The organism is Youngiibacter multivorans (genome assembly GCF_017873395.1).
Taxonomy (GTDB): domain Bacteria; phylum Bacillota; class Clostridia; order Clostridiales; family Clostridiaceae; genus Youngiibacter; species Youngiibacter multivorans.
In genome coordinates, this window is record NZ_JAGGKC010000006.1 from 34,835 (window position 1) to 54,506 (window position 19,672).

The following is a 19,672-nucleotide window of genomic DNA, read 5'->3' on the forward strand; positions in this document are numbered from 1 at the left end:
CAACCGGGCACCCTATGAAGGATGCCCGTGAGGTTTTCTTAATCACTGGTTGATCTCTGAAGATATCTTCTTCGACTGGACTCTGACCAGCACGAATCCGGTGATAAAGGCCACAGCGATTACTATGACATACTGGATAAGGCTTGACGAGCTGCCGGTGTAAAGGAGCAGACCTGGTATGAATGTAATTCCCATTCCAGTCGCCTTGAGTCCCAGGATGTATGTTACAAGTCCGCCCAGTGCTCCGCCGGCCATTCCTGATACGAATATTCTGGTGCTTCTCAGGTTTACGCCAAACAGAAGAGGCTCTGTGATTCCGAACAGCGTTGACGTCGTAGACGAAAGTGCGTTGCTCTTTTTGAGCTTGTTAGTCATTAGCATTGCGGCGGCAATCGCTGCTCCGAACTGTCCTGCCATGCTTGCTGTTCCAAGAGGATTCAGCACGTTCTTTCCAGTGTCAGCCAGAAGCTGAAGCTCTATTATGCTGAGTGAGTGGTGCAGTCCTGTTATTACAACAAGCTGCTGCAGCGCCCCGTATATTATGTATCCTATTCCCAAAGGTGCTTCAATGAGAACTATTATGAAATCAGTGACTGCCACTTCAAGCTGATGCGTTACAGGTCCAAGAATGAAGAGCATCAGGAATATGGTGATCGTAAGCGTAAAGAATGGCGTCACGACAAGGTCTATCATCTGCGGAACGAAGGTCCTGAGCTTCTTCTCGATCTTCGACACCAGGAGACCTGCAAGTATAGCCGGTATGATCGATCCCTGATATCCAACGAGAGGTATGCTGAGTCCAAGAAGGCTCACATAAAGCGGCTCTGCCCCTCCGCTAGCTACAACCCATGCATTTGGCAGCTGCGGCGCAACCATCATGAGACCTACGACAATACCTATAATAGGATTGCCTCCGAATTTCTTCGTCGCGCTATAGGTTATCAGTACAGGAAGGAATGCGAATGCCGTATCTGTCAGCATCTGGAATATGCTCAGTCCAGTAGACCCAAACTCCACTCCCATCTCAAGAAGAAGTCCCCTGACTCCCATCAGGAGTCCTGTAGTGACAAGGGCAGGTATGAGCGGTATCAGGATGTCTGCAAGAGTCCTTACGATCTTCTGTCCAAGATTCATGTTTGCGTAGACATCGCCCTTGAAATCTGATGCGTCAAGGCTTGTGTACTCCTTGAAATCCTGGAACACCTCATTTACCTTACCGGTACCGAATATGAACTGATGCTGTCCTGTATTGAAAAAGTAGCCCTTGCTGCCTGGTACGTTATCTGCCTTTTCCTTGTCAACAAGAGCATTGTCCTTGAGTATGATCCTCAGACGCGTGGCACAGTTTTCAAAGTTCTTTACGTTGTCAATTCCTCCGATAGCTTCCAACAGGCTCTTGATTGTCTTTTCATTCTTCATTACATTTCCTCCTCGTGGATCAGGTTAAAACACAGGCATCATTCACAGGCACCGGTTCCGTAATTTTCAGCATTTTACATCATTCAATTCATACAACTCAATTGGTTTAATAAAATACTTAATCATGATTGCATCGATATTCTTTTCATACCAACGGTTTTGAATATTTGAGGTTTTGGTTTAACTTACTTACTTTTGTTTTTATTTTTGGAACCGGTTCTATTTAATGCCATTGTAAACGTATCTTCCCGTAAAGTAAAGCATTACTTTACGAATTAGCATTTTCATCAAAATATCCCATATGATTGTTAAAGTATTAATTTGTTTTCAATTAAGCCTACAGCAAATAGCAAATTTAAAACCAAAATGATGCAATGACCGATCAGTTTTCGGAACCGGTTCAGTCATTTCCTTAATCATCTGTATCCTGATCCGTTACACCCATCAGCGATCATCTCGCAAATAAAAGTAAAAACCGCGATCCTTGAATCACGGTTCGTATATCCACATCTATAGTTTTGCAGTCGATTCCTTTGGCTGGAATTCATTCCCCAGGGTTATGCATTTAAGCACCTCTTCCCCTTCAATGAGCCTTATCATATTCTCCACCGCTATCCTGCCCATCTCCTTGTAGTGATATTTCACGGTGGTTATGGATGGAGTAACAAGGTTTGTAATGTCATATCCGCCAAAGCCCGAAATTGAAATGTCTGTCGGAACTTTCTTACCAAGTGTCACCGCAGCCTTGTATACGGCAAGCGCGATGTTATCTGTCGCACAGATGCAGTACGTGGCATCACTCTTCGGAAGGTACGAAAGCGCCTGCTCATATGCCTTCTGATAATTGAAGTCGCTCGTTATTACCTTTACCTCAATGTCCTTATATTCTGAAAGAGCATCCAGCACACCCTTCTTCCTAAGCTGGCCAACAGCGACATCATCCTCGAAAACAGTAACATAAAGTATCTTCTTATGTCCAAGGTCAGCTGCATGTTGCCCTATGCTCCTGCCCGCTTCAATCTCATCATGCACTATTGAGTAGGAATCCTTTGCCTTCTGGCCTAGGAATATCACCGGAATGCCAGAGCTCCTGATCGCCTTCATGTGTGCGGGAGTTATAACCGTGGCAAGGATTATGATACCAGCTACCTTCTGCCTGGAAAGGGTATTTATGTTCTCTATCTCCCTGTCAATATCCTGATTCGTATTTGTGATGAGCAGCTGATACTGCTTGTTCCTGAGTTCCTCGTCAATACTTGACAGTATTTCATTCGTAGCATACGAATTAAGTCTTGGGATTATTATGCCGATCATGCTGGGCTTCTTGGACTTCAAGCTCTGCGCGAATGCATTTGGTGTATATTCGGTTTCCGCGATTATCCTGTCCAGCTTTTCCTTGGTCTTCGCACTTACAGACCCACCGTTCAGATACCTTGATACGGTGCTCTTCGCCACTCCCGCAAGTCTCGCGATGTCATTTATCGTAACCATAGTAAAATCCCCCTTCCTGACGTTTTCATCATACCATATACATATACATATAAACAAATACATGAACAGTTTCAGAATCCAATTCATTCCTCACTTATAATCCCTCTGTCAAATGCCACTAGATTACAGAAATTTCACAGCATGTATAAACCTATGAAATCATATGCATGTATATTGTAGATGTTCAAGCGCTGTGCCTCGGGTTACTGCTATGAAAGTCGCGGAACATCAGACAAGTCAGTTGAGTCAAAAGCTCCGGCATATCTGAGCTACCTACAGTATCCGAAATGCCAGAAGTGCCTGCTGAGGAATCTACACATACTTAAGATGTCCCGCTGACACCTGAACCCCCGGACAATCCAATATTGGACGACAGTCTATGTTATCTGTCTATTCATAGAAAAATGGACCGCTAAAAATACATTCCGTTGATTTCGCTATTTGTTATCATATCCCGCTCCATTGCAACACATCAATGGGAGTTAGCTCTCGACTTAATAAATTGATACTTTAATGAAATCTTCTCTATATAATTGTGATGCACTTTAGATTTCCCTCGAATATACCTCGCCATCCTTCATTCGGATTATTCTGTTACACCTCTCTGCAATCGAAAAATCATGTGTTACTATGATGATTGACTTAGATTTCTCCTCACAAAGTCGTAAAAATATATCCATTACAATCTCTTTATTTCTTGTATCTAATGAACCCGTGGGTTCATCTGCAAGAATAATAGGTTGATCGCAAACGATAGCTCTCGAAATCGACACACGTTGTCGCTCACCACCAGACAACTTTGCTACTTTTTTGTACAACTTATCTTGTATACCGAGACTCGTTGCAGCCTCTTCGATTCTATCCCTATACTCATTTTGTTTTATCTCCTTATTATATATAAGAGGAATTTTAATGTTATTATATACAGTCTCATCAGCTATCAATGCAAAATCCTGAGCGATGTATCCAAAATTCTTATTCCTAAACACGCTTCTTCTATAATCACTAATACCACTAACTATTTTTTCATCTATTAAGATGTTTCCACTGTCTGGATTCATGATCAGACCTATCAGATTTAGTAATGTTGATTTCCCAGATCCAGATGGACCAACAACTGCAACCGCTTCTTTCTTATAAAAAGACAGTGTAACATTATTGACAGCATTTATGTTGTATTGGTTAGTAATATAGCTTTTGGAGACATTTTCAAGCTTGAGGATTGGCATATTATTCACCCCTTAATCCTTGTTCGAACATAACTTGAAATTTCATGTACGCTAGTTCTGTAACAAAGAATATCGAACCAAAAACAATAGTTAAAATCATGAAAATATTCACAGGACTTAGCATTCGATTCAATCTCAACATGAGAACTGATCCTAAAACTGGAATTATGTGGTAAGCCAAAGCAAAAACAAACATGCGGACATAAATAGATGTTTTAGAAGCCCCAAATAAATGGTGTATTATATAGTCCGGAATTCTCCGATTCATAATGTTATAAATATTAAGTAGCATTGATACAATCAAAGCTGTTAATGCTGATACATAAAAAAGCAAATATGTTTTATGAGTCCTAGTCCCACTGGAAGATACGCTACTTATAAAATCTTTAGTAGACTGAAAACTGACATAATCACCCGTATTTCCAACGACAACATTACGCAGACGAAGCAAATCCATATTATTTGGTTCAGCCAAAATTATGCGTTCTAAAAAAATGCTTTCCCCTAATTCTGGATACTCGGTCCTCGGAAACAACTTTTGAATTGTCTCATAATCGTGTGAAAAAACAAACAATGTGGAGTTTAACAATTCTGAATTAGGCGGCAGGAAACTTAAGGGGTGATATATAGACATTCCTTTAGGTGCAATATGCAGAGGATAATCATTTCCTTTAATAGTAATTGTAGAATTTGAATTATTCTTTTGATCATAAGAAACTGCAAAAGTTACACCATCAATTTGCTCTTCGTCAAACGGTGTTAGATTTGAATAGGCTCCAAGCAGCAAAATAACCTGTTGATATCCATTTCTACCGCTCAAGACAACATAAGTTCCAGCATTTCCATCCTCTGAAAAAACATATTTGTAGTAATTGTCAAGTGATTCAACCAGTTTGGTATTTATTCGTTCTTGCTCAGCTTTTGAATCATTATGTAATCCCACACTTCTAATTTTCGCCATAGTTATATTATGGTTCAGAAATCTATCGATTGCTTCACTTTTTGAAGCGACTGCATTATAGCTACTACCAATTAAAATAAACGCCATAATTACGATAGTCGTTATTATGCCATATATAAGTACCCATTTTATTTCTTTTATTATGTCTAATAATACTTGCTTAATTAATTGCATCGCTCTAATCCCTCAACTTAAATTGCTTCATCAAATAATAAATCCCAATTAAATTTGCTATAGATATCAATAATATAATCGTAACGGCTACAGATTTAGTAATTCTATTTATATCACTTGAATTCAAATATGTTAGACCATTCACAAGTAAGCTTTTAAGTAAAATTGTTGATATTAAACTAATTATAAATAATATAATAAAAATAGCTGTAATAAATCGTTTAAAAGTAAGTCCAAATATATGATGTATCCAAAGAAGTGAACAATTTTCTCTATACATCAATAAAACACAATAAATAAAACAAAAACATAATCCAATCAAAGCAATTAATAATGCTTTTGAAAGGAAATTATCTTGAAAAAGAGTCTGTAACAATGAAATGATAGTCATGTTCTGAGATTGACGTATACTCAATACTTCATACCCACTTTTCTCGAACAAATCAATTAGCGTACCAATTTCTGTTGTATCAGTAAAATACATCCCTTCAACTGATGTAGATAATGAAAGTGGGTATATAAAATCTACTCCATTAATAATCGCGGGAGTATTGTTTCCATCATAAGTACCTAAAATTTCCAATGCCACAGTTTCAGGCAAAAAAACATCGCCAATTACATATGCATTATATAAATTTAAGTCATTCAACAAATAAACTCCGCTTTTATCAATGGAGTTGACATCGATATTCATATTATTTTTTATCCAATCCGAATAGCTACAAAAACCTACACCTGCAACAAATCCATTTTTTTGAATGATTGTCGCATTAGCGCCTTTAGCCCATTCATCAATTTTATTAAGCATTACTTTAATATTTTCCGATTCATTTTCAATATCATTTTCAACACCTGGTTCAGATGATAAATATGATGAATCAATGATATTTACAGAAGCAATAAATCCTGTAGGATTATAAATGTAGTCAGAATAGATTATGGAAATCCCTAGTCCGATTGAAGTTAAGATAGAAATAGATATTAATAAAAAAATAGCATTTTTTATCTTCACTGTCATCACCTCTTAAAAGAAGAACATCATTAATGACTGATCAATAACTACAAATTTCTTAGTGTTATTATATAATTACTTTGATATTATATTAATTTATATTTATTTTATTAGTATATCATAATTGTTTGTGAACCTACTTTATTAATTTAAGCAAAGGAGCGTTAAAAGAGTATCGTTATTCTATAATGTAATCTACCGGAATGCTGACAGGCCATACTCCCGTTCCATCAGGAACCCAGGTAAATCCATACCTAAACTGTGTTTTATAAGGATTCGGAAATATTGAATCAATGAATGTATGGTTTCTAGTCAAAATCCTACTATCATCAGGTCCATTTCCATAATTGGTATATAATCGATTAGTATCTTCAACTATATTTCCGAATATATCATATCTCCAATAGCGAATATAACCTCGTGCAGCATGATATCCATTTTCTACAAATGAAGGTTGACATTGCACATAGCCATAGTAATAAATCGAATTATCGTTATGAGTATTTGTAGCAAAATTTGGTGAAACTATCGCTAGCGCATTGATTGCTCCAGAAAGCAGGATAACAATAATCATAACAGACATACTGATAACAAAGCGTTTTTTCATACCATTCTCCTCTTATATTGGTAATATTTGGGGTTCACAAACAACAAATGCTATTAAACACTATATATATTATCTTATTACTATAATTATATATTATATTGAATTAATATTAATATTATGCTTTTATAACATGAATTATAATATTGATTTGTGATATATAGCCTGGAATTAACATCATCATTTAGAACTATGAATAAATTCCTCTATCCTATAATTTTTTTGAGATTGAAACGAATGTCGTCAGCGATTACCTTATTCCATTTATATAGATTTCAGAAAAACACGTGTAACTACTTATATTTTTACTATTTTGTTTATTGTTAATAAATCATCTACTTATCAATTATAATCATAGTGATGTGTATGCTTTTATTGTAGTACATAAGCAAAAAAAATGATATATCTAGTCATCAAAAATAATATTTATATATCAATTAAACTCTCATAATTTAATAAATTTTATACCTATCTCGTAGCACTACCACAGGATATTTCCCAATTTTTGATTTTCTGAACAATTATTTCTTTTGGAAAACTTCAATACCCCTTAGCTATAATAAGCTATTAGTCAGTATTTTGTATTTTCCCCATATGCAATTGGCCAATCACTCGGTATCCTTATTCGATTACAGAAATTTCACAGCCTGTATAAACCTATGTAATCATATGCATGTACCTGTCTTTGACACTTCAAGGTCGAAAAAAGCCTGGGAAACGTTGGTATCATGCGTTTTCCGGGCTTTTGAATTTTGCTATTTTTTGCGTAATGTTTTTGGATTTTCGGTGTGTTGAATAATTTTTTTCATCATATTTTGTGTCAGTACTTCCCGGTCAGTCTGGAATCCAAACTTTTCATGCAGTGTGTCTGTCAGATCTGTCCTTGTGTATGCCGGAATATATCCCTTGGACTTTATGGGGACCATCTCCATATCTCTCAAAGTACTGATGATCTCAGGTACTGTGTACTTATTTTCAGTCTTCTGCTCCAGTATCCTCAGTATCAGCAGGGACAGGAAGCATGTCAGGAAGTGAGCCCTGATGCGGTCTTCCCTTGAAAGGTGCACCGGTCTTGCCTTGAATTCTGTCTTCAGAATCCTGAACGACTCCTCGATTTCCCACCTTCTTCGATTGATCTTAAGTATTTCATCCACATCGCCTTCCAAGTTAGTGCATACCCCATAGAAACCATCATACTGTTCCTCATTGGCTAATCGGCCAACGTCAAGACGGACTAGTTCTTTTTGTGCAATTTCCCCATCCTGAGTGCAGTGGGTTGATGACAGGAATCTCTTGGGGTCATTGCTTCGCTTCTGCTTGAGCTTGGCCGGTTTGTCAGCCAGTGCCTGGGCTCTTTCGATCTGCCTGCCTCGGATGGTCCTCATGTAGTTCTTGTACTTGGGGGAGTAGGTTACAATCAATCGCTGAGACAAACCATTTTCGTTGATCCATCGTTCCTTGTAGTAGATACGTGTATTGCTGGATAGGTCGCTGACTCTCCGGATATCTATGTCTGCTTTAACATTAGGCAGATGCCAGCCTGTTGGATCAAGCGCCCATTCATTAAGGTGAGCCTTCAGCCTCTTTATGGATTGGGTGACTATGTAGGAGCGATTCTGCTTGTTGTTGAACTTGCGGTTGTCAGTGCTGCCCAAGCCGGCATCAGTGCAGACAATGAACTCAGAAAGATCAAAATCCTTGATTATCCTTCTTTCCAGCGGTGTAAGTGTATTCTGCTCATTTTTGGATCCCTCATCTATGCAAAAGGCCAGAGGCATTCCGCTTCCATCCATGAACAATCCCATCTGTACCAGCGGATTAGGCTGATGCTGCTTTCCGACTCCATACTTGCGGAGTGAATCCTCTTCTTCTATCTCAAAAAAGTAATTGGTGCAGTCGTAGTAGAGGACTTTGGTGTTCCTCTCCGCTAGCTGGAGACTGTTCTTGTACACCTGCATCTCAATCTTTTCAATGTTCTGGCTAAGTAGGCTCAAAGCCCTGTAAACCTGATGCAATGTGAAATCAGGCGGCTCGATGTAGTTGAGGCTGGCCTCGTAAGACGAACGCTTGGATGAAGGGTTTAAGATCCTCGTATATAGCAGCCTGGAAAGTATTGAGTCCAGGTTGTATTCAGCTTTCGTCTCGCTGGAAATTGAATGGCATATCTTGTCCAGTTCCAATCCGTTGTAGATGCTTTGTAGGAACAGATATCCGCTTTGTACTTTATTGATCTTCTCTTTTGGAATCTGCTTTGCAGTAGAGAGCTTCTGGATTACAGTTTCCTGATCCTGGCTCTTCTTCTCGTTAAGTTCCTTGACGTAGGCTTTGGCCCATTCTATTGGGTCCTGGCCATTGAGTTTTGCTTCCAATTCATTGACAGAGCCTAAAGACTCCACAACACGTGTAGTCCTCTTGCCGTTTTCTTTGACATCTTCGATGACGAAGATATTTGTAGCGTTAGGAGATTTGGAAATTGTCAATCTCATAATTCATACACCCCTATATATTGTAACACATTACGATACATTACGCAATATATAGAGATCAAATTTGACGTAAAAAAAGAAAAAAGTCCTTGAAAACAAAGACTTTTGAGATTTGTTCAATTAGCGTAAGTGTCAAACTCCCGAGCCTGTATAAACCTATGAAATCATATGCATGTATATTTAGATTGGAAACATTGGTACGTTTTGGCAGATTTTCATACAGCTTGAACATTTTCTGCATTTCCTCTAAGTTCAGCATCTGTCATGCCATCATGGCATGGAAAGGAGTGTACCATGCATAGCAACAAGAAGAGCATTTTCATCAATTCGACACCGGAGAAGATCTATGCATTTGCGAGGGATCCTCTTAAATGGGGACAGTGGTATGCAAACCTTAGCGAGATAAAGCTTGAGAAAGGCGACGGTGGAGTTGGGTCAGTCATTAATTCTGTGTATAACCTGTTTGGAATGCACGTCCCTACAATCGTTGAGGTCACAGAGGACGTTTCATCACCAGAACTGTGCAGGTGGGCAGGCCTGATAAAGGGCAACATCACGGGCAAACAGATTTTCACCTACACAGCAAAAGATGACGGAACTGATGTTGAGATCGAGCTCGAATATACTCTGCCTGCAGGAATCATCGGAAGGATTGCCGACAAGCTTCTCATCGAAAAGGTAAAAGATAATGACCTTGTCCACACTCTGGAGAACCTCAAGGCCTTCTGTGAAGGATAACAACGGAAACCAGTCAATAAGGAGCCTTCCGGGCTCCTTACTGTTTGGCAGGTTAAAATCCAGGCATTTTCCCAGCATCAGGCAGACAATAATTCAAAATTCATATTATTTATTATGTAATTTTAAACTGACAATTCATTCCTGCTGTTTAATAAATATGTAATCAATTTGAGAAAATATCAATGTACAATGAATGTGAAAGGAAGGTCACGACTTGTGCTCCGCTTCAATACTTTGCACCAGAGGTCAAGTACTGTGCCTGGGGTGATAGCTATGAAAGTCAGGAAACATCTGATAGCTTTGTTGCTTGTTCCAGTGCTTTTCGTCGTTCTTAACGGCTGCAGCTCACTTACTCCTGCTGTTCCAACAACTACTGATCCAGTAATATTTCCAACACAAACGGATCCTACGGTAACTCCAACCGTTCCATCAGAAACAGATCCTTCTGCAAAACCGACTGTACCATCAGAGAAGCCAGTTGAGCCAACAGTTCCTGTATCGCCAACAGTTCCGTCTGAACCGACTACAGCTCCCGAATCACCGACAATCCCGGAAACGCCAGCAGTGCCTGCTGAAGAGGTCCCACCCGCTCCGGAAGTTCCGGAGCAACCAGTCACATACGGTGCAGGTATCCATGGACAGATTGTCAAGGACATCCAGACCCGTCTGACTGTTTTCGGATACAAAATCTCAATTGATGGAGACTTCGGCCTCGTTACCCAATGGGCGGTAAGGGATTTCCAGAACAGGAACAGTCTTCCGGTCACAGGTGTCGTTGATGTCATGACCCTCGAAAACCTCAGACTTGAGCCTACAGATTCCACCCGATTCACCGGACCTTTTTCTGAGATTCCTCTGAAGAAGGGCGCAAAAGGTGATGAGGTCCTTGAGCTTCAGGTTTATCTTAACAGGTTCAACTACAGGTTGGTTTTGGATGGAAATTTTGGTAATGCCACACTTTGGGCCCTCAAGGATTTCCAGAAAAGGAATGGAATACCAGTCACTGGAATCGCAGATGGACCAACTTATCAGAAGCTTGCACTTGAACCGACATCGAAGACCAGATATTCAGGACCTCCTGCAGCCACATCAATTTCTGCATCAAAAGCTGAAGCCTTCGTGAACAATAAGGGGTTGTCCAGCCCGTCAGAATATCTCATATGGGTCAGCACACCGACAACACACCTCTACATATTCCAGGGATCAGCTGGTAACTGGAAGCTTCTCAAGGATATGAGGTGCACAGTCGGTAAGCCCTCCACACCAACCATCAAGGGTACTTTCTCAATCATAGGAAAAGGCGGTTACTTCACCGTGCCTGACCATGAGGAATGGATATGCAGATACTACACCCAGTTCTATGGAGATTTTCTGATACACTCCGTAGTCTACGACTGGGACCTGAAGCTTGTTGACGGCAGGCTTGGAATGTACCTGTCAAAGGGTTGCGTAAGAGTATCCTTGGCCAACGCGAAATACATATATGACAATATGCCATACGGAACGACAGTCTTTGTGAATTGAAAATATGTGCCAACGCAAAACGGACCGCTTGCCGCGGTCCGTTAATTTTGCTATTTGTTTTCTGAGGCTTCCTTTTCCTTGGCTTCCTTTTCCTTCTTCTCGAGGTCAAGTAAAGCATCTCTTCTTGAAAGGTTTATCCTTCCCTGGTTGTCTATCTCAGTAACCTTTACGAGTATCTCGTCGCCTACTGCAACGATGTCCTCGACATGCTCTACCCTCTTGAGGTCAAGCTTGGATACATGCACAAGTCCTTCCTTGTTTGGAAGAATCTCAACGAAGCATCCGAAGGTTGTGATCTTGGTGACCTTTCCAAGATAAAGCTCACCTGGTACTACATCCTTAGTGATACCCTCGATGATCCTTATCGCTTCCTTGGCTTTCTCGATATCCTGAGCTCCGACGAATACCTTTCCGTCATCCTCAATGTCTATCTTTACTCCAGTCTCTGCGATTATCTTGTTGATTGTCTTTCCGCCTGATCCGATTACGTCCCTGATCTTCTCAGGATCGATCCTGATGATGAATATCTTAGGAGCGTACTTCGAAACTTCTGGTCTCGATTCCTTTATGGCGCCTTCCATTACCTTGAGGATCTCAAGTCTTGCAGTCTTCGCCTTTTCAATGGCGGTCCTTATGCAGTACTCTGAAAGTCCATGAAGCTTGGTGTCAACCTGGATGGCTGTGATTCCTTCTGTCGTTCCTGCAACTTTGAAGTCCATGTCTCCGAAGAAGTCTTCAACTCCCTGGATGTCAGTGATTACTTCCTCAAGCGCAAGGTCGTCAGTTGTGAAGAGTCCCATTGCTATTCCGGCACATGGTCTCTTTATTGGCACACCAGCATCCTGAAGAGCCAGTGTGGAAGCGCAGACAGATGCCTGTGAAGTGGATCCGTTCGATGAAAGGACCTCAGATACAAGCCTTATTGTGTACGGGAAGGTCTCTTCGTCCGGTATTAGCGGCTCAAGCGCCTTCTCGGCAAGTGCTCCATGTCCGATTTCCCTTCTTCCAGGACCTCTCATAGGCCTGGTCTCTCCAACGGAGTACGATGGGAAATTGTAGTGGTGTATGAATCTCTTGGAATCTTCCTGGCCTACGCCGTCAAGGATCTGCTCGTCGCCTATTGCTCCGAGAGTCGCGACTGCAAGTACCTGAGTATTTCCTCTTGTGAACAGGCCTGAACCATGTGTCCTTGGGAGAATGGATACATCGGCTGCAAGTGACCTTATTTCGTCAAATGCCCTGCCGTCTACCCTCTTCTTCTCGAATATAAGCATATCCCTTACGACTTCCTTCTGGATGTTGTAAAGAGTTTCTGCTATATCGTACTTCTTGTCAGGATATTTCTCAGAGAATTCAGCTGAGACCGAAGCCTTGACAGCGTCGATTCCCATGGCTCTCTCATCCTTTTCAGCTATGTGCATGGCAGCCTTCATAGGCTCTGTAGCAAAGGCTCTCACTGCAGTCTCAACCTCTTCGTTAAGAGTGTAGAGTACAGGAACCTTCTTTACCTTTCCGAATTCAGCCCAAAGCTCCTTCTGGAAGTTGATGATAGGCTGGCAGGCGTCAAAGCCGTAGCTTATTCCCCTGATCATTGTCTCTTCGTCAATTTCCTGTGCTCCGGCTTCGATCATCATTACCTTGTGCTCTGTAGCACAGACGGTAAGGAACATCTTAGACTGCTCCCTTTCTTCTGTATTAGGGTTCAGTACAAATTCTCCGTCGATGAGTCCTACCTGGACCGCAGCAAGCGGAGTCGTGTATGGAACTGAAGACAGAAGCAGTGCAGTTGAAGCTGCATTTATGGCAAGTATTTCAGGAAGGTTATCTGTCTCAACGGACATTACTGTGGCAATGACCTGGACATCATTCCTGTATCCCTTGGGGAATAGTGGCCTGAGCGGCCTGTCTATCGCTCTGCCATGAAGTATTGCCTTTTCAGTTGGTCTTCCTTCCCTCTTGATGAATCCACCAGGGATCTTACCGACTGAGTACATTCTTTCTTCATAATCCACCGACAAAGGGAAAAAGTCTATACCATCCCTCGGTTTTTCAGATGCGTTTGTGTTTAGCAGAACTACGGTTTCGCCATAGCTCATGAACAGTGCAGTATCTGAGAGCATTCCCAGATTTTCACCGAACTCCACACCTATTTTTCTTCCAGCTACGAGCAATTCTCTTTTTGGATGCATGATTTACCTCCTTGCAATCGTTTTTTTCTCGAACCGATGCAGTCGGGTTCCGCCATACCTTATCCTCACAATTTTTTAAAAATCAAAACATGCAGACTAAGATGTATGCTTTGGTTTTTAAAAAATTTTGGAAAGATATGGTTAAGGCTTCCCTCTGCATGATCCGGCTAAGTAATATACAAAGAGCCTGCTTTACCTTAAGCAGGCTCTCGGCATTCAAACTGAACTATCTTCTTATGCCAAGCTTAGCTATGAGAGTTCTGTATCTCTCTATGTCCTCGGCCATCAGGTAGTTGAGAAGTCCTCTTCTCTGTCCGACCATCATAAGAAGTCCTCTTCTTGAGTGGTGGTCTTTCTTGTGTTCCTTCAGGTGCTCTGTGAGAGAGTTTATCCTGTCGGTAAGGAGAGCTATCTGCACCTCTGGTGAGCCTGTGTCTCCCTCGTGTCTCGCGTTTTCAGCGATGATCTGCTGTTTCTTTGCCTTGTCAATCATTTTTTCATTCCTCCTGAATTTTAAAATCCCCTAAGCCCAAGATAAAAGATGGCAATCCTAAAATCATAGAACTTGGTTCCAAATTGCATTATACCACAATGCCCCTTACTCTGTAAATTATTTACAGAAGTTGTGCCAAATCTTTTTCAGCGGCAAAGTCCCTGTCCTTGTTCAGCTGTGCTATCAGTGCTTCAAGTCCTTCGAACTTTACTTCCCCCCTCATGTATTCCATGAAGTAGAGCCTGACCTCCTCGCCATATATGTCTTCATTGAAGTCCAGTATGTAGGTCTCTATTGTGAGCTTCTGGCCTTCATCTATGGTAGGGTTGTATCCAACGGAGCTTATGCCCCGGTGAAGCTTTCCCTTAACCCAGATATTGGTGTAATAAACCCCTATCTTGGGTATCAGGTACTTGTTGTCGTAGGTCATGTTCGCAGTCGGGAAGCCAATTTTCCTTCCAATCTTACGTCCGCCAACAACGGTTCCCCTCAGCATGAACGGTTCGAACAGCATTGCGTTCGCTTCCTTGACATGTCCATTTATGATAAGGTCTCTGATCCTTGTTGAGCTTATGACTGCCTCGTCCATTTTTGCAGCGTCAAGGACCATAAGCTTGAACCCGTATTTATGGGATAGCTCCCTGAGGGATTCCACGTTTCCTCTGTTCTTGTAGCCGAACTTGTAGTTGAATCCTACAACTATGCCTTTGGCGTTGTACTTGTCCATGAGCATGGTTATGAATTCTTCAGGTCCGGTCATCATGTAGCCCTTCGTGAATGAAATCATCGCCGTTACATCAATACCCGAGCTTTCCAGAAGATGGAGCTTCTGCTCGTTGTCCATAAGTAGCTTCGGTACAGCTTCAGGCTTGGCGATAGTCAGGGGATGGTTCTTGAACGTGTAAACCATACTCTTGACACCGTCTGCAAGTGCTTCATCCACTACCCTGTTGATAAGCGACATGTGACCCATGTGAAGCCCGTCAAAGCTCCCCAGGGCGATGTACGTCCCCTCATTCAGTTCTCCCTTGTATGTCTCATCTATTACTATCATTTTCAACCTCACACTAGATTGAGCTTCAGATATAAGAAGTCTTCCACGCGCTCGCCGAGCCCGAGGAAACTCCCCTCTTCCGAATAAACCCTGTATGTTCCAGGTTTTGCTATGCCTGTCACCCTGGTGTCCTTGATCTTCACGCCGTTGATAAGAAGCTTCCTGAAGCCTTCAGGGATTGTCATGCTGCCATATTCTGAGAGCACCTCTTCCATTGGGATCAGATGCTTTTCCGGTTCTACAGCAAGTCCTTCAACTGTCACAGCATTCTTCAAAGTGAACGGACCTGTCCGTTCTCTCATGAGACTTGTCATTACAGCACCACAGGAAAGCTCCCTTCCAACGTCATCTATAAGGCTCCTTATGTATGTGCCTTTTCCGCAGTCAACCCTAACCGAGCCTATCCTGCCATCGAAGGCGAGGAGCTCGATGGATGTTATCTCTATTTCACGGGCTTCCCTTTCAATTTCGATGCCGCTTCTTGCAAGCTCATAGAGCCTCACTCCATCCTTTTTAAGGGCAGAGTACATTGGTGGAGTCTGAAGGGTATTCCCGATATGATCTGCAAATGCTTTCCTGACTTCTTCCTCTGGCGGTATCACTGCATTAGTCGACCTTACCTCACCAAAGGCATCCAGAGTGTCAGAAACTAACCCAAGCTCGAAGCCTGCCACATATGTCTTTTCTTTTCCCATTATGTAGTCGACGAGCTTTGTAGCCCTGCCCACGCATACGGGAAGGACCCCTTCAGCCTCAGGATCGAGAGTTCCGGTATGTCCTGCCTTCTTTACATTCAGGGCTTTCCTGACTCTAGACACGCACTTGAAGGAGGTTTCGCCCCTTTGCTTGAATATGTTAATCACTCCGTCCATCAGGCAGCATCCTTTCTATTATCGCCAGAATCTGCCTTTTGGCATCTTCAACGTCCACAGCCTTGATATTGCCGCCGGCAGCCCGTACATGGCCGCCGCCGCCGAACGCCTCGCATATGGCTCTTGCATCCAAAAGCGATTTCGTCCTGATACTGACCCTGTAGAAGCCTTCAGCTTCCTTGAGAAGCACAGACACATCGCATGTCTTCGATTCAAGTCCGTAGTTAACTATGTCACCTGAATCCCTGTCCGAGATTGACAGGCTGTTGAAGTCCTCAGCGTTCAGATACATGAATGTCACAAAGCCATCCATACGTTCCTCAAGGGACTGGAGCCCTTTGCCCATAAGCTTAAGCCTCGCAAAATCCCTGGTCTTGAAGAGTACCCTGTGTATCATCGAAAAATCTATGCCTGTCTCCATAAGTTCCTTGGCTATGATATGAGTTTCTCCCGTTGTCGATTCGAAGCTGAATGATCCGCAGTCAGCGACTATCCCGGCATAAAGGCTCTCGGCGATACCCTTTGTTATGGTTACACCCATGAGCTTCAGCAGCCTGTAGACAATCTCAGCTGTAGCAGATGCCTTTGTATCGACATGGTTCTCCACCCCGTACATGTCGTTGGACAGGTGATGGTCAATGTTTATGACCGGCACAGTTCCAACAGAGTCAAGGTCAAGTGAAAGCCTGTCAAGGTTCCCGCAGTCAAGTGCAATCAGCAATCCTGATTCCTTGGGAATCTTTGGACTGGTACCTGTATACTCTTCATAGAGATTCAAAAATGTCAGGTTGTCGGGGGCTCTGTCCCTTGAGATCACCACGGCTTTCTTGCCAAACGACCTCAGTCCCTCAACCATGGCAAGCGTGCAGCCCACGGCGTCCCCGTCAGGGGCGACGTGGGTCACGACTGCAATATTGTCCTTTTCAGAAATGAGTCTTGCTATATCAACGAGTCCCATTCTTGTCATCCTTGTCAGTTGAGATCTGCCTGATAAGATCGTCTATATGCATACCCCTGTCAATGGTGGTATCCAGCATTATTACCAGCTCAGGCGTATGCCTGAGATTCATCCTTCTGCCTATCTCCCGTCTCAGAAAGCTCGAAGCGTTCTTTATCGCTTCAAGGCTGTCCGCTTTTTCCTTCTCGGTGCCAAATATGCTTACGTATACCTTAGCATAGCTAAGGTCCTTGGTGACTTCAACTTCAGTGATGCTTACCATGGCTGTCAGCCTTGGGTCCCTGATGTCCGTCATTACAAGTGAAGCAAGCTCTTTCTTCATTTCTTCATTGATCCTTCCGGATCTGTATCTTGCCATCGGAATTCCTCCTTCCTACAGCGCTTTTCTCTTGACTTCCTCCATCACGAAAGCCTCGATGATGTCGCCTTCCCTGATGTCGTTGAACTTTTCTATGGAAAGTCCGCATTCATAGCCTGCAGCTACTTCCTTGACATCATCCTTGAATCTCTTGAGCGATGCAAGCTTGGTCTCGACAAGTATTATGCCGTTCCTTATGAGCCTTATCTCAGAGTTTCTTGTTATCTTGCCTGTAAGCACGTATGCTCCGGCTATGGTGCCGATTGCGGATACCTTGTAGGTAGCCCTGACCTCGACTCTTCCCTGTATTACTTCCTTGATGTCAGGCATCAGCATGCCTATCATCGCAGCCCTTATGTCGTCAACTGCGTTGTATATGATCCTGTAGGTCTTGACGTCAACCTTTTCCTTGTCGGCAAGTGCTGCCGCATTATTGTCAGGTCTTACATTGAAGCCGATGACTATGGCATTTGAAGCGGTAGCAAGTGATATGTCAGTCTCTGTTATCGCACCTACTCCGTTATGTATTACCCTTACCTTGATCTCGTCGGTTGAGAGCTTCTCAAGTGATCCCTTGAGGGCTTCTATGGATCCCTGCACATCCGCCTTGATTATTATCGGAAGCTCCTGGATCTTGCCTTCCTTCATCTGGCTGTAAAGGTCCTCGAGGGATACCCTTACTGAACTCTGAAGCTGGCTTCTTTCCTTGATCTTCCTTGCCTCTGCCATTCCCCTTGCAGTCTTCTCATCCTTGACTTCATGGAACTTGTCACCTGCAACAGGAACATCTGAAAGTCCAAGTACCTCAACAGGTATTGAAGGACCGGCGCTCTTTATCTTCTTCTGCTTGTCATCGAACATTGCCCTAATCCTGCCATATGTTGATCCGACAAGTATGGAATCTCCTACGTTAAGAGTACCCTTCTGAACGAGAAGCGTCGCAAGAGGACCTCTTCCCTTGTCAAGCTTTGATTCTATGACTGTTCCGGTAGCCCTTCTGTTGGAATCTGCCTTGAGCTCCTTCATTTCGGCTGTCAGAAGCACCATTTCCAGAAGGTCATCGATACCGATCTTTGCCTTTGCTGATACCGGAACGCATATGGTGTCTCCACCCCACTCCTCGGATACCAGGCCAAACTCAGTAAGCTCCTGCTTAACCTTCTCGATATTGGCCCCTTCCTTGTCTATCTTGTTTATTGCCACAACTATTGGAACATTCGCCGCCTTGCAGTGGTTTATGGCTTCCTCAGTCTGAGGCATTATTCCATCGTCTGCAGCGACAACTAGTATGACTATGTCAGTTATCTGCGCTCCCCTGGCTCTCATGGCAGTAAACGCCTCATGGCCCGGTGTGTCGAGGAAGGTTATCTTCTCGCCATTTAGAGTTATGGTATACGCACCGATATGCTGTGTGATTCCGCCGGCTTCGGACTCAGTTACCTTGGCCTTTCTTATGGCATCGAGAAGCGAAGTCTTGCCGTGGTCTACGTGTCCCATTACTGTGACTATCGGAGGCCTCTTGACCATATTGATGTCTTCCAGGTCTTCAGTTTCATCCTCTTCGATTCCGAGGGACTCTTCTTTTGATTTCCTGATCGACACGCTTAGCTTTGCAGCAGCCTTGGTTGCAGTCTCAAAGTCGATTTCCTGGTTAATACCAGCCATGACTCCGCTGAATATGAGCGCTTTGATGACTTCATTTACAGGCTTTCCAAGCTTATCAGCAAACTCCTTGACTGTTATGAAATCTCCGATTTCAATGGAATCAGATGCTGAAGTCCCTTCAAGCTCGTCCTTTTCATCTTTTCTGCCTTTTTTCTTAGGTTTAATTACAGGCTTGTTGACTTCCTCGGAGAGTATCTCCTCATAAACCTCAACTATAGATGGAGTCTTCTTTTCATCCCCAACCGCAGTCTCGACTGCAGCAGTCGTTTCTGTCTTTCCGGTCAGAAGTTCCTTTATGAGTGCTGCGTCTTCATCCTCGACAACGCTCATATGGTTCTTTACTTCTATTCCAAACTCGTCCTTCAGTATTGCGATCAGTTCCTTGCTGGTTATGTCCAGCTCTTTTGCGAGTTCATAAACTCTTATTTTTGACAATAGGACCACC

16 protein-coding genes are annotated in these 19,672 nt (G+C 42.7%); 2 read left to right on the forward strand and 14 right to left on the reverse strand.

Annotated elements, in window-relative coordinates; all coding sequences use genetic code 11:
* Window positions 1-42 precede the first annotated feature (42 nt).
* From J2Z34_RS04800 to J2Z34_RS04830, 7 genes are all read right to left on the reverse strand, one after another.
* Complete coding sequence (locus tag J2Z34_RS04800; RefSeq protein WP_209458733.1) at window positions 43-1,419, reverse strand: PTS transporter subunit EIIC; 1,377 nt, start codon at window positions 1,417-1,419, stop codon at window positions 43-45.
* Window positions 1,420-1,929: 510 nt separating this feature from the next.
* Window positions 1,930-2,910: a LacI family DNA-binding transcriptional regulator gene (locus J2Z34_RS04805; RefSeq protein ID WP_209458734.1), complete on the reverse strand. Its 981-nt coding sequence runs from the start codon at window positions 2,908-2,910 to the stop codon at window positions 1,930-1,932.
* A gap of 545 nt (window positions 2,911-3,455) precedes the next feature.
* Window positions 3,456-4,139: an ABC transporter ATP-binding protein gene (locus tag J2Z34_RS04810; RefSeq protein ID WP_209458735.1), complete on the reverse strand. Its 684-nt coding sequence runs from the start codon at window positions 4,137-4,139 to the stop codon at window positions 3,456-3,458.
* Window position 4,140: 1 nt separating this feature from the next.
* Window positions 4,141-5,274: a hypothetical protein gene (locus J2Z34_RS04815; RefSeq protein ID WP_209458736.1), complete on the reverse strand. Its 1,134-nt coding sequence runs from the start codon at window positions 5,272-5,274 to the stop codon at window positions 4,141-4,143.
* 4 nt (window positions 5,275-5,278) lie between these two features.
* Window positions 5,279-6,286: a hypothetical protein gene (locus J2Z34_RS04820; RefSeq protein ID WP_209458737.1), complete on the reverse strand. Its 1,008-nt coding sequence runs from the start codon at window positions 6,284-6,286 to the stop codon at window positions 5,279-5,281.
* A gap of 178 nt (window positions 6,287-6,464) precedes the next feature.
* A complete protein-coding gene (locus tag J2Z34_RS04825) occupies window positions 6,465-6,893 on the reverse strand; it encodes a hypothetical protein (RefSeq protein WP_209458738.1) in 429 nt (142 codons plus the stop codon).
* 752 nt (window positions 6,894-7,645) lie between these two features.
* Entirely contained in the window at window positions 7,646-9,376 is a 1,731-nt protein-coding gene (locus J2Z34_RS04830) for an IS1634 family transposase (RefSeq protein WP_209458739.1), read from the reverse strand.
* Between the two features lie 294 nt (window positions 9,377-9,670).
* Here J2Z34_RS04830 and J2Z34_RS04835 point away from each other — a divergent pair, with 294 nt between their 5' ends.
* Entirely contained in the window at window positions 9,671-10,114 is a 444-nt protein-coding gene (locus tag J2Z34_RS04835; protein WP_209458740.1) for an SRPBCC family protein, read from the forward strand.
* Window positions 10,115-10,387: 273 nt separating this feature from the next.
* Window positions 10,388-11,638, forward strand: coding sequence for a L,D-transpeptidase family protein (locus J2Z34_RS04840; protein ID WP_209458741.1), 1,251 nt, complete (start codon window positions 10,388-10,390; stop codon window positions 11,636-11,638).
* Window positions 11,639-11,688: 50 nt separating this feature from the next.
* Here the strand turns inward: J2Z34_RS04840 and J2Z34_RS04845 are convergent, their stop codons facing one another.
* The 7 genes from J2Z34_RS04845 to infB form a co-directional block, all read right to left on the reverse strand.
* Window positions 11,689-13,827 (reverse strand): polyribonucleotide nucleotidyltransferase, encoded by a 2,139-nt coding sequence (locus tag J2Z34_RS04845; protein WP_209458742.1) that lies wholly within the window; start codon window positions 13,825-13,827, stop codon window positions 11,689-11,691.
* 226 nt (window positions 13,828-14,053) lie between these two features.
* A complete protein-coding gene (rpsO, locus tag J2Z34_RS04850; protein ID WP_209458831.1) occupies window positions 14,054-14,317 on the reverse strand; it encodes a 30S ribosomal protein S15 in 264 nt (87 codons plus the stop codon).
* Window positions 14,318-14,441: 124 nt separating this feature from the next.
* Entirely contained in the window at window positions 14,442-15,374 is a 933-nt protein-coding gene (locus J2Z34_RS04855) for a bifunctional riboflavin kinase/FAD synthetase (protein ID WP_209458743.1), read from the reverse strand.
* 8 nt (window positions 15,375-15,382) lie between these two features.
* A complete protein-coding gene (gene truB / locus J2Z34_RS04860) occupies window positions 15,383-16,246 on the reverse strand; it encodes a tRNA pseudouridine(55) synthase TruB (RefSeq protein ID WP_209458744.1) in 864 nt (287 codons plus the stop codon).
* A complete protein-coding gene (locus J2Z34_RS04865; RefSeq protein ID WP_209458745.1) occupies window positions 16,230-17,204 on the reverse strand; it encodes a DHH family phosphoesterase in 975 nt (324 codons plus the stop codon). The genes truB and J2Z34_RS04865 overlap by 17 nt, the downstream gene beginning before the upstream one ends.
* Window positions 17,191-17,562: a 30S ribosome-binding factor RbfA gene (rbfA, locus tag J2Z34_RS04870; protein WP_209458746.1), complete on the reverse strand. Its 372-nt coding sequence runs from the start codon at window positions 17,560-17,562 to the stop codon at window positions 17,191-17,193. Before rbfA ends, J2Z34_RS04865 begins: the two co-directional genes overlap by 14 nt.
* A 15-nt stretch (window positions 17,563-17,577) precedes the next feature.
* Window positions 17,578-19,662, reverse strand: a complete 2,085-nt coding sequence (infB, locus tag J2Z34_RS04875) for a translation initiation factor IF-2 (protein WP_209458747.1) — start codon at window positions 19,660-19,662, stop codon at window positions 17,578-17,580.
* Window positions 19,663-19,672 lie beyond the last annotated feature (10 nt).

Excerpts from the sequence above, each read along its gene's own strand:
- J2Z34_RS04800 (WP_209458733.1), bottom strand. The coding sequence starts at position 1,419 with ATGAAGAATGAAAAGACAATCAAGAGCCTGTTGGAAGCTATCGGAGGA.
- J2Z34_RS04805 (WP_209458734.1), bottom strand. The coding sequence starts at position 2,910 with ATGGTTACGATAAATGACATCGCGAGACTTGCGGGAGTGGCGAAGAGC.
- J2Z34_RS04810 (WP_209458735.1), bottom strand. The coding sequence starts at position 4,139 with ATGCCAATCCTCAAGCTTGAAAATGTCTCCAAAAGCTATATTACTAAC.
- J2Z34_RS04815 (WP_209458736.1), bottom strand. The coding sequence starts at position 5,274 with ATGCAATTAATTAAGCAAGTATTATTAGACATAATAAAAGAAATAAAA.
- J2Z34_RS04825 (WP_209458738.1), bottom strand. The coding sequence starts at position 6,893 with ATGAAAAAACGCTTTGTTATCAGTATGTCTGTTATGATTATTGTTATC.
- J2Z34_RS04830 (WP_209458739.1), bottom strand. The coding sequence starts at position 9,376 with ATGAGATTGACAATTTCCAAATCTCCTAACGCTACAAATATCTTCGTC.
- J2Z34_RS04835 (WP_209458740.1), top strand. The coding sequence starts at position 9,671 with ATGCATAGCAACAAGAAGAGCATTTTCATCAATTCGACACCGGAGAAG.
- J2Z34_RS04840 (WP_209458741.1), top strand. The coding sequence starts at position 10,388 with ATGAAAGTCAGGAAACATCTGATAGCTTTGTTGCTTGTTCCAGTGCTT.
- J2Z34_RS04845 (WP_209458742.1), bottom strand. The coding sequence starts at position 13,827 with ATGCATCCAAAAAGAGAATTGCTCGTAGCTGGAAGAAAAATAGGTGTG.
- J2Z34_RS04855 (WP_209458743.1), bottom strand. The coding sequence starts at position 15,374 with ATGATAGTAATAGATGAGACATACAAGGGAGAACTGAATGAGGGGACG.
- truB (WP_209458744.1), bottom strand. The coding sequence starts at position 16,246 with ATGGACGGAGTGATTAACATATTCAAGCAAAGGGGCGAAACCTCCTTC.
- J2Z34_RS04865 (WP_209458745.1), bottom strand. The coding sequence starts at position 17,204 with ATGGGACTCGTTGATATAGCAAGACTCATTTCTGAAAAGGACAATATT.
- rbfA (WP_209458746.1), bottom strand. The coding sequence starts at position 17,562 with ATGGCAAGATACAGATCCGGAAGGATCAATGAAGAAATGAAGAAAGAG.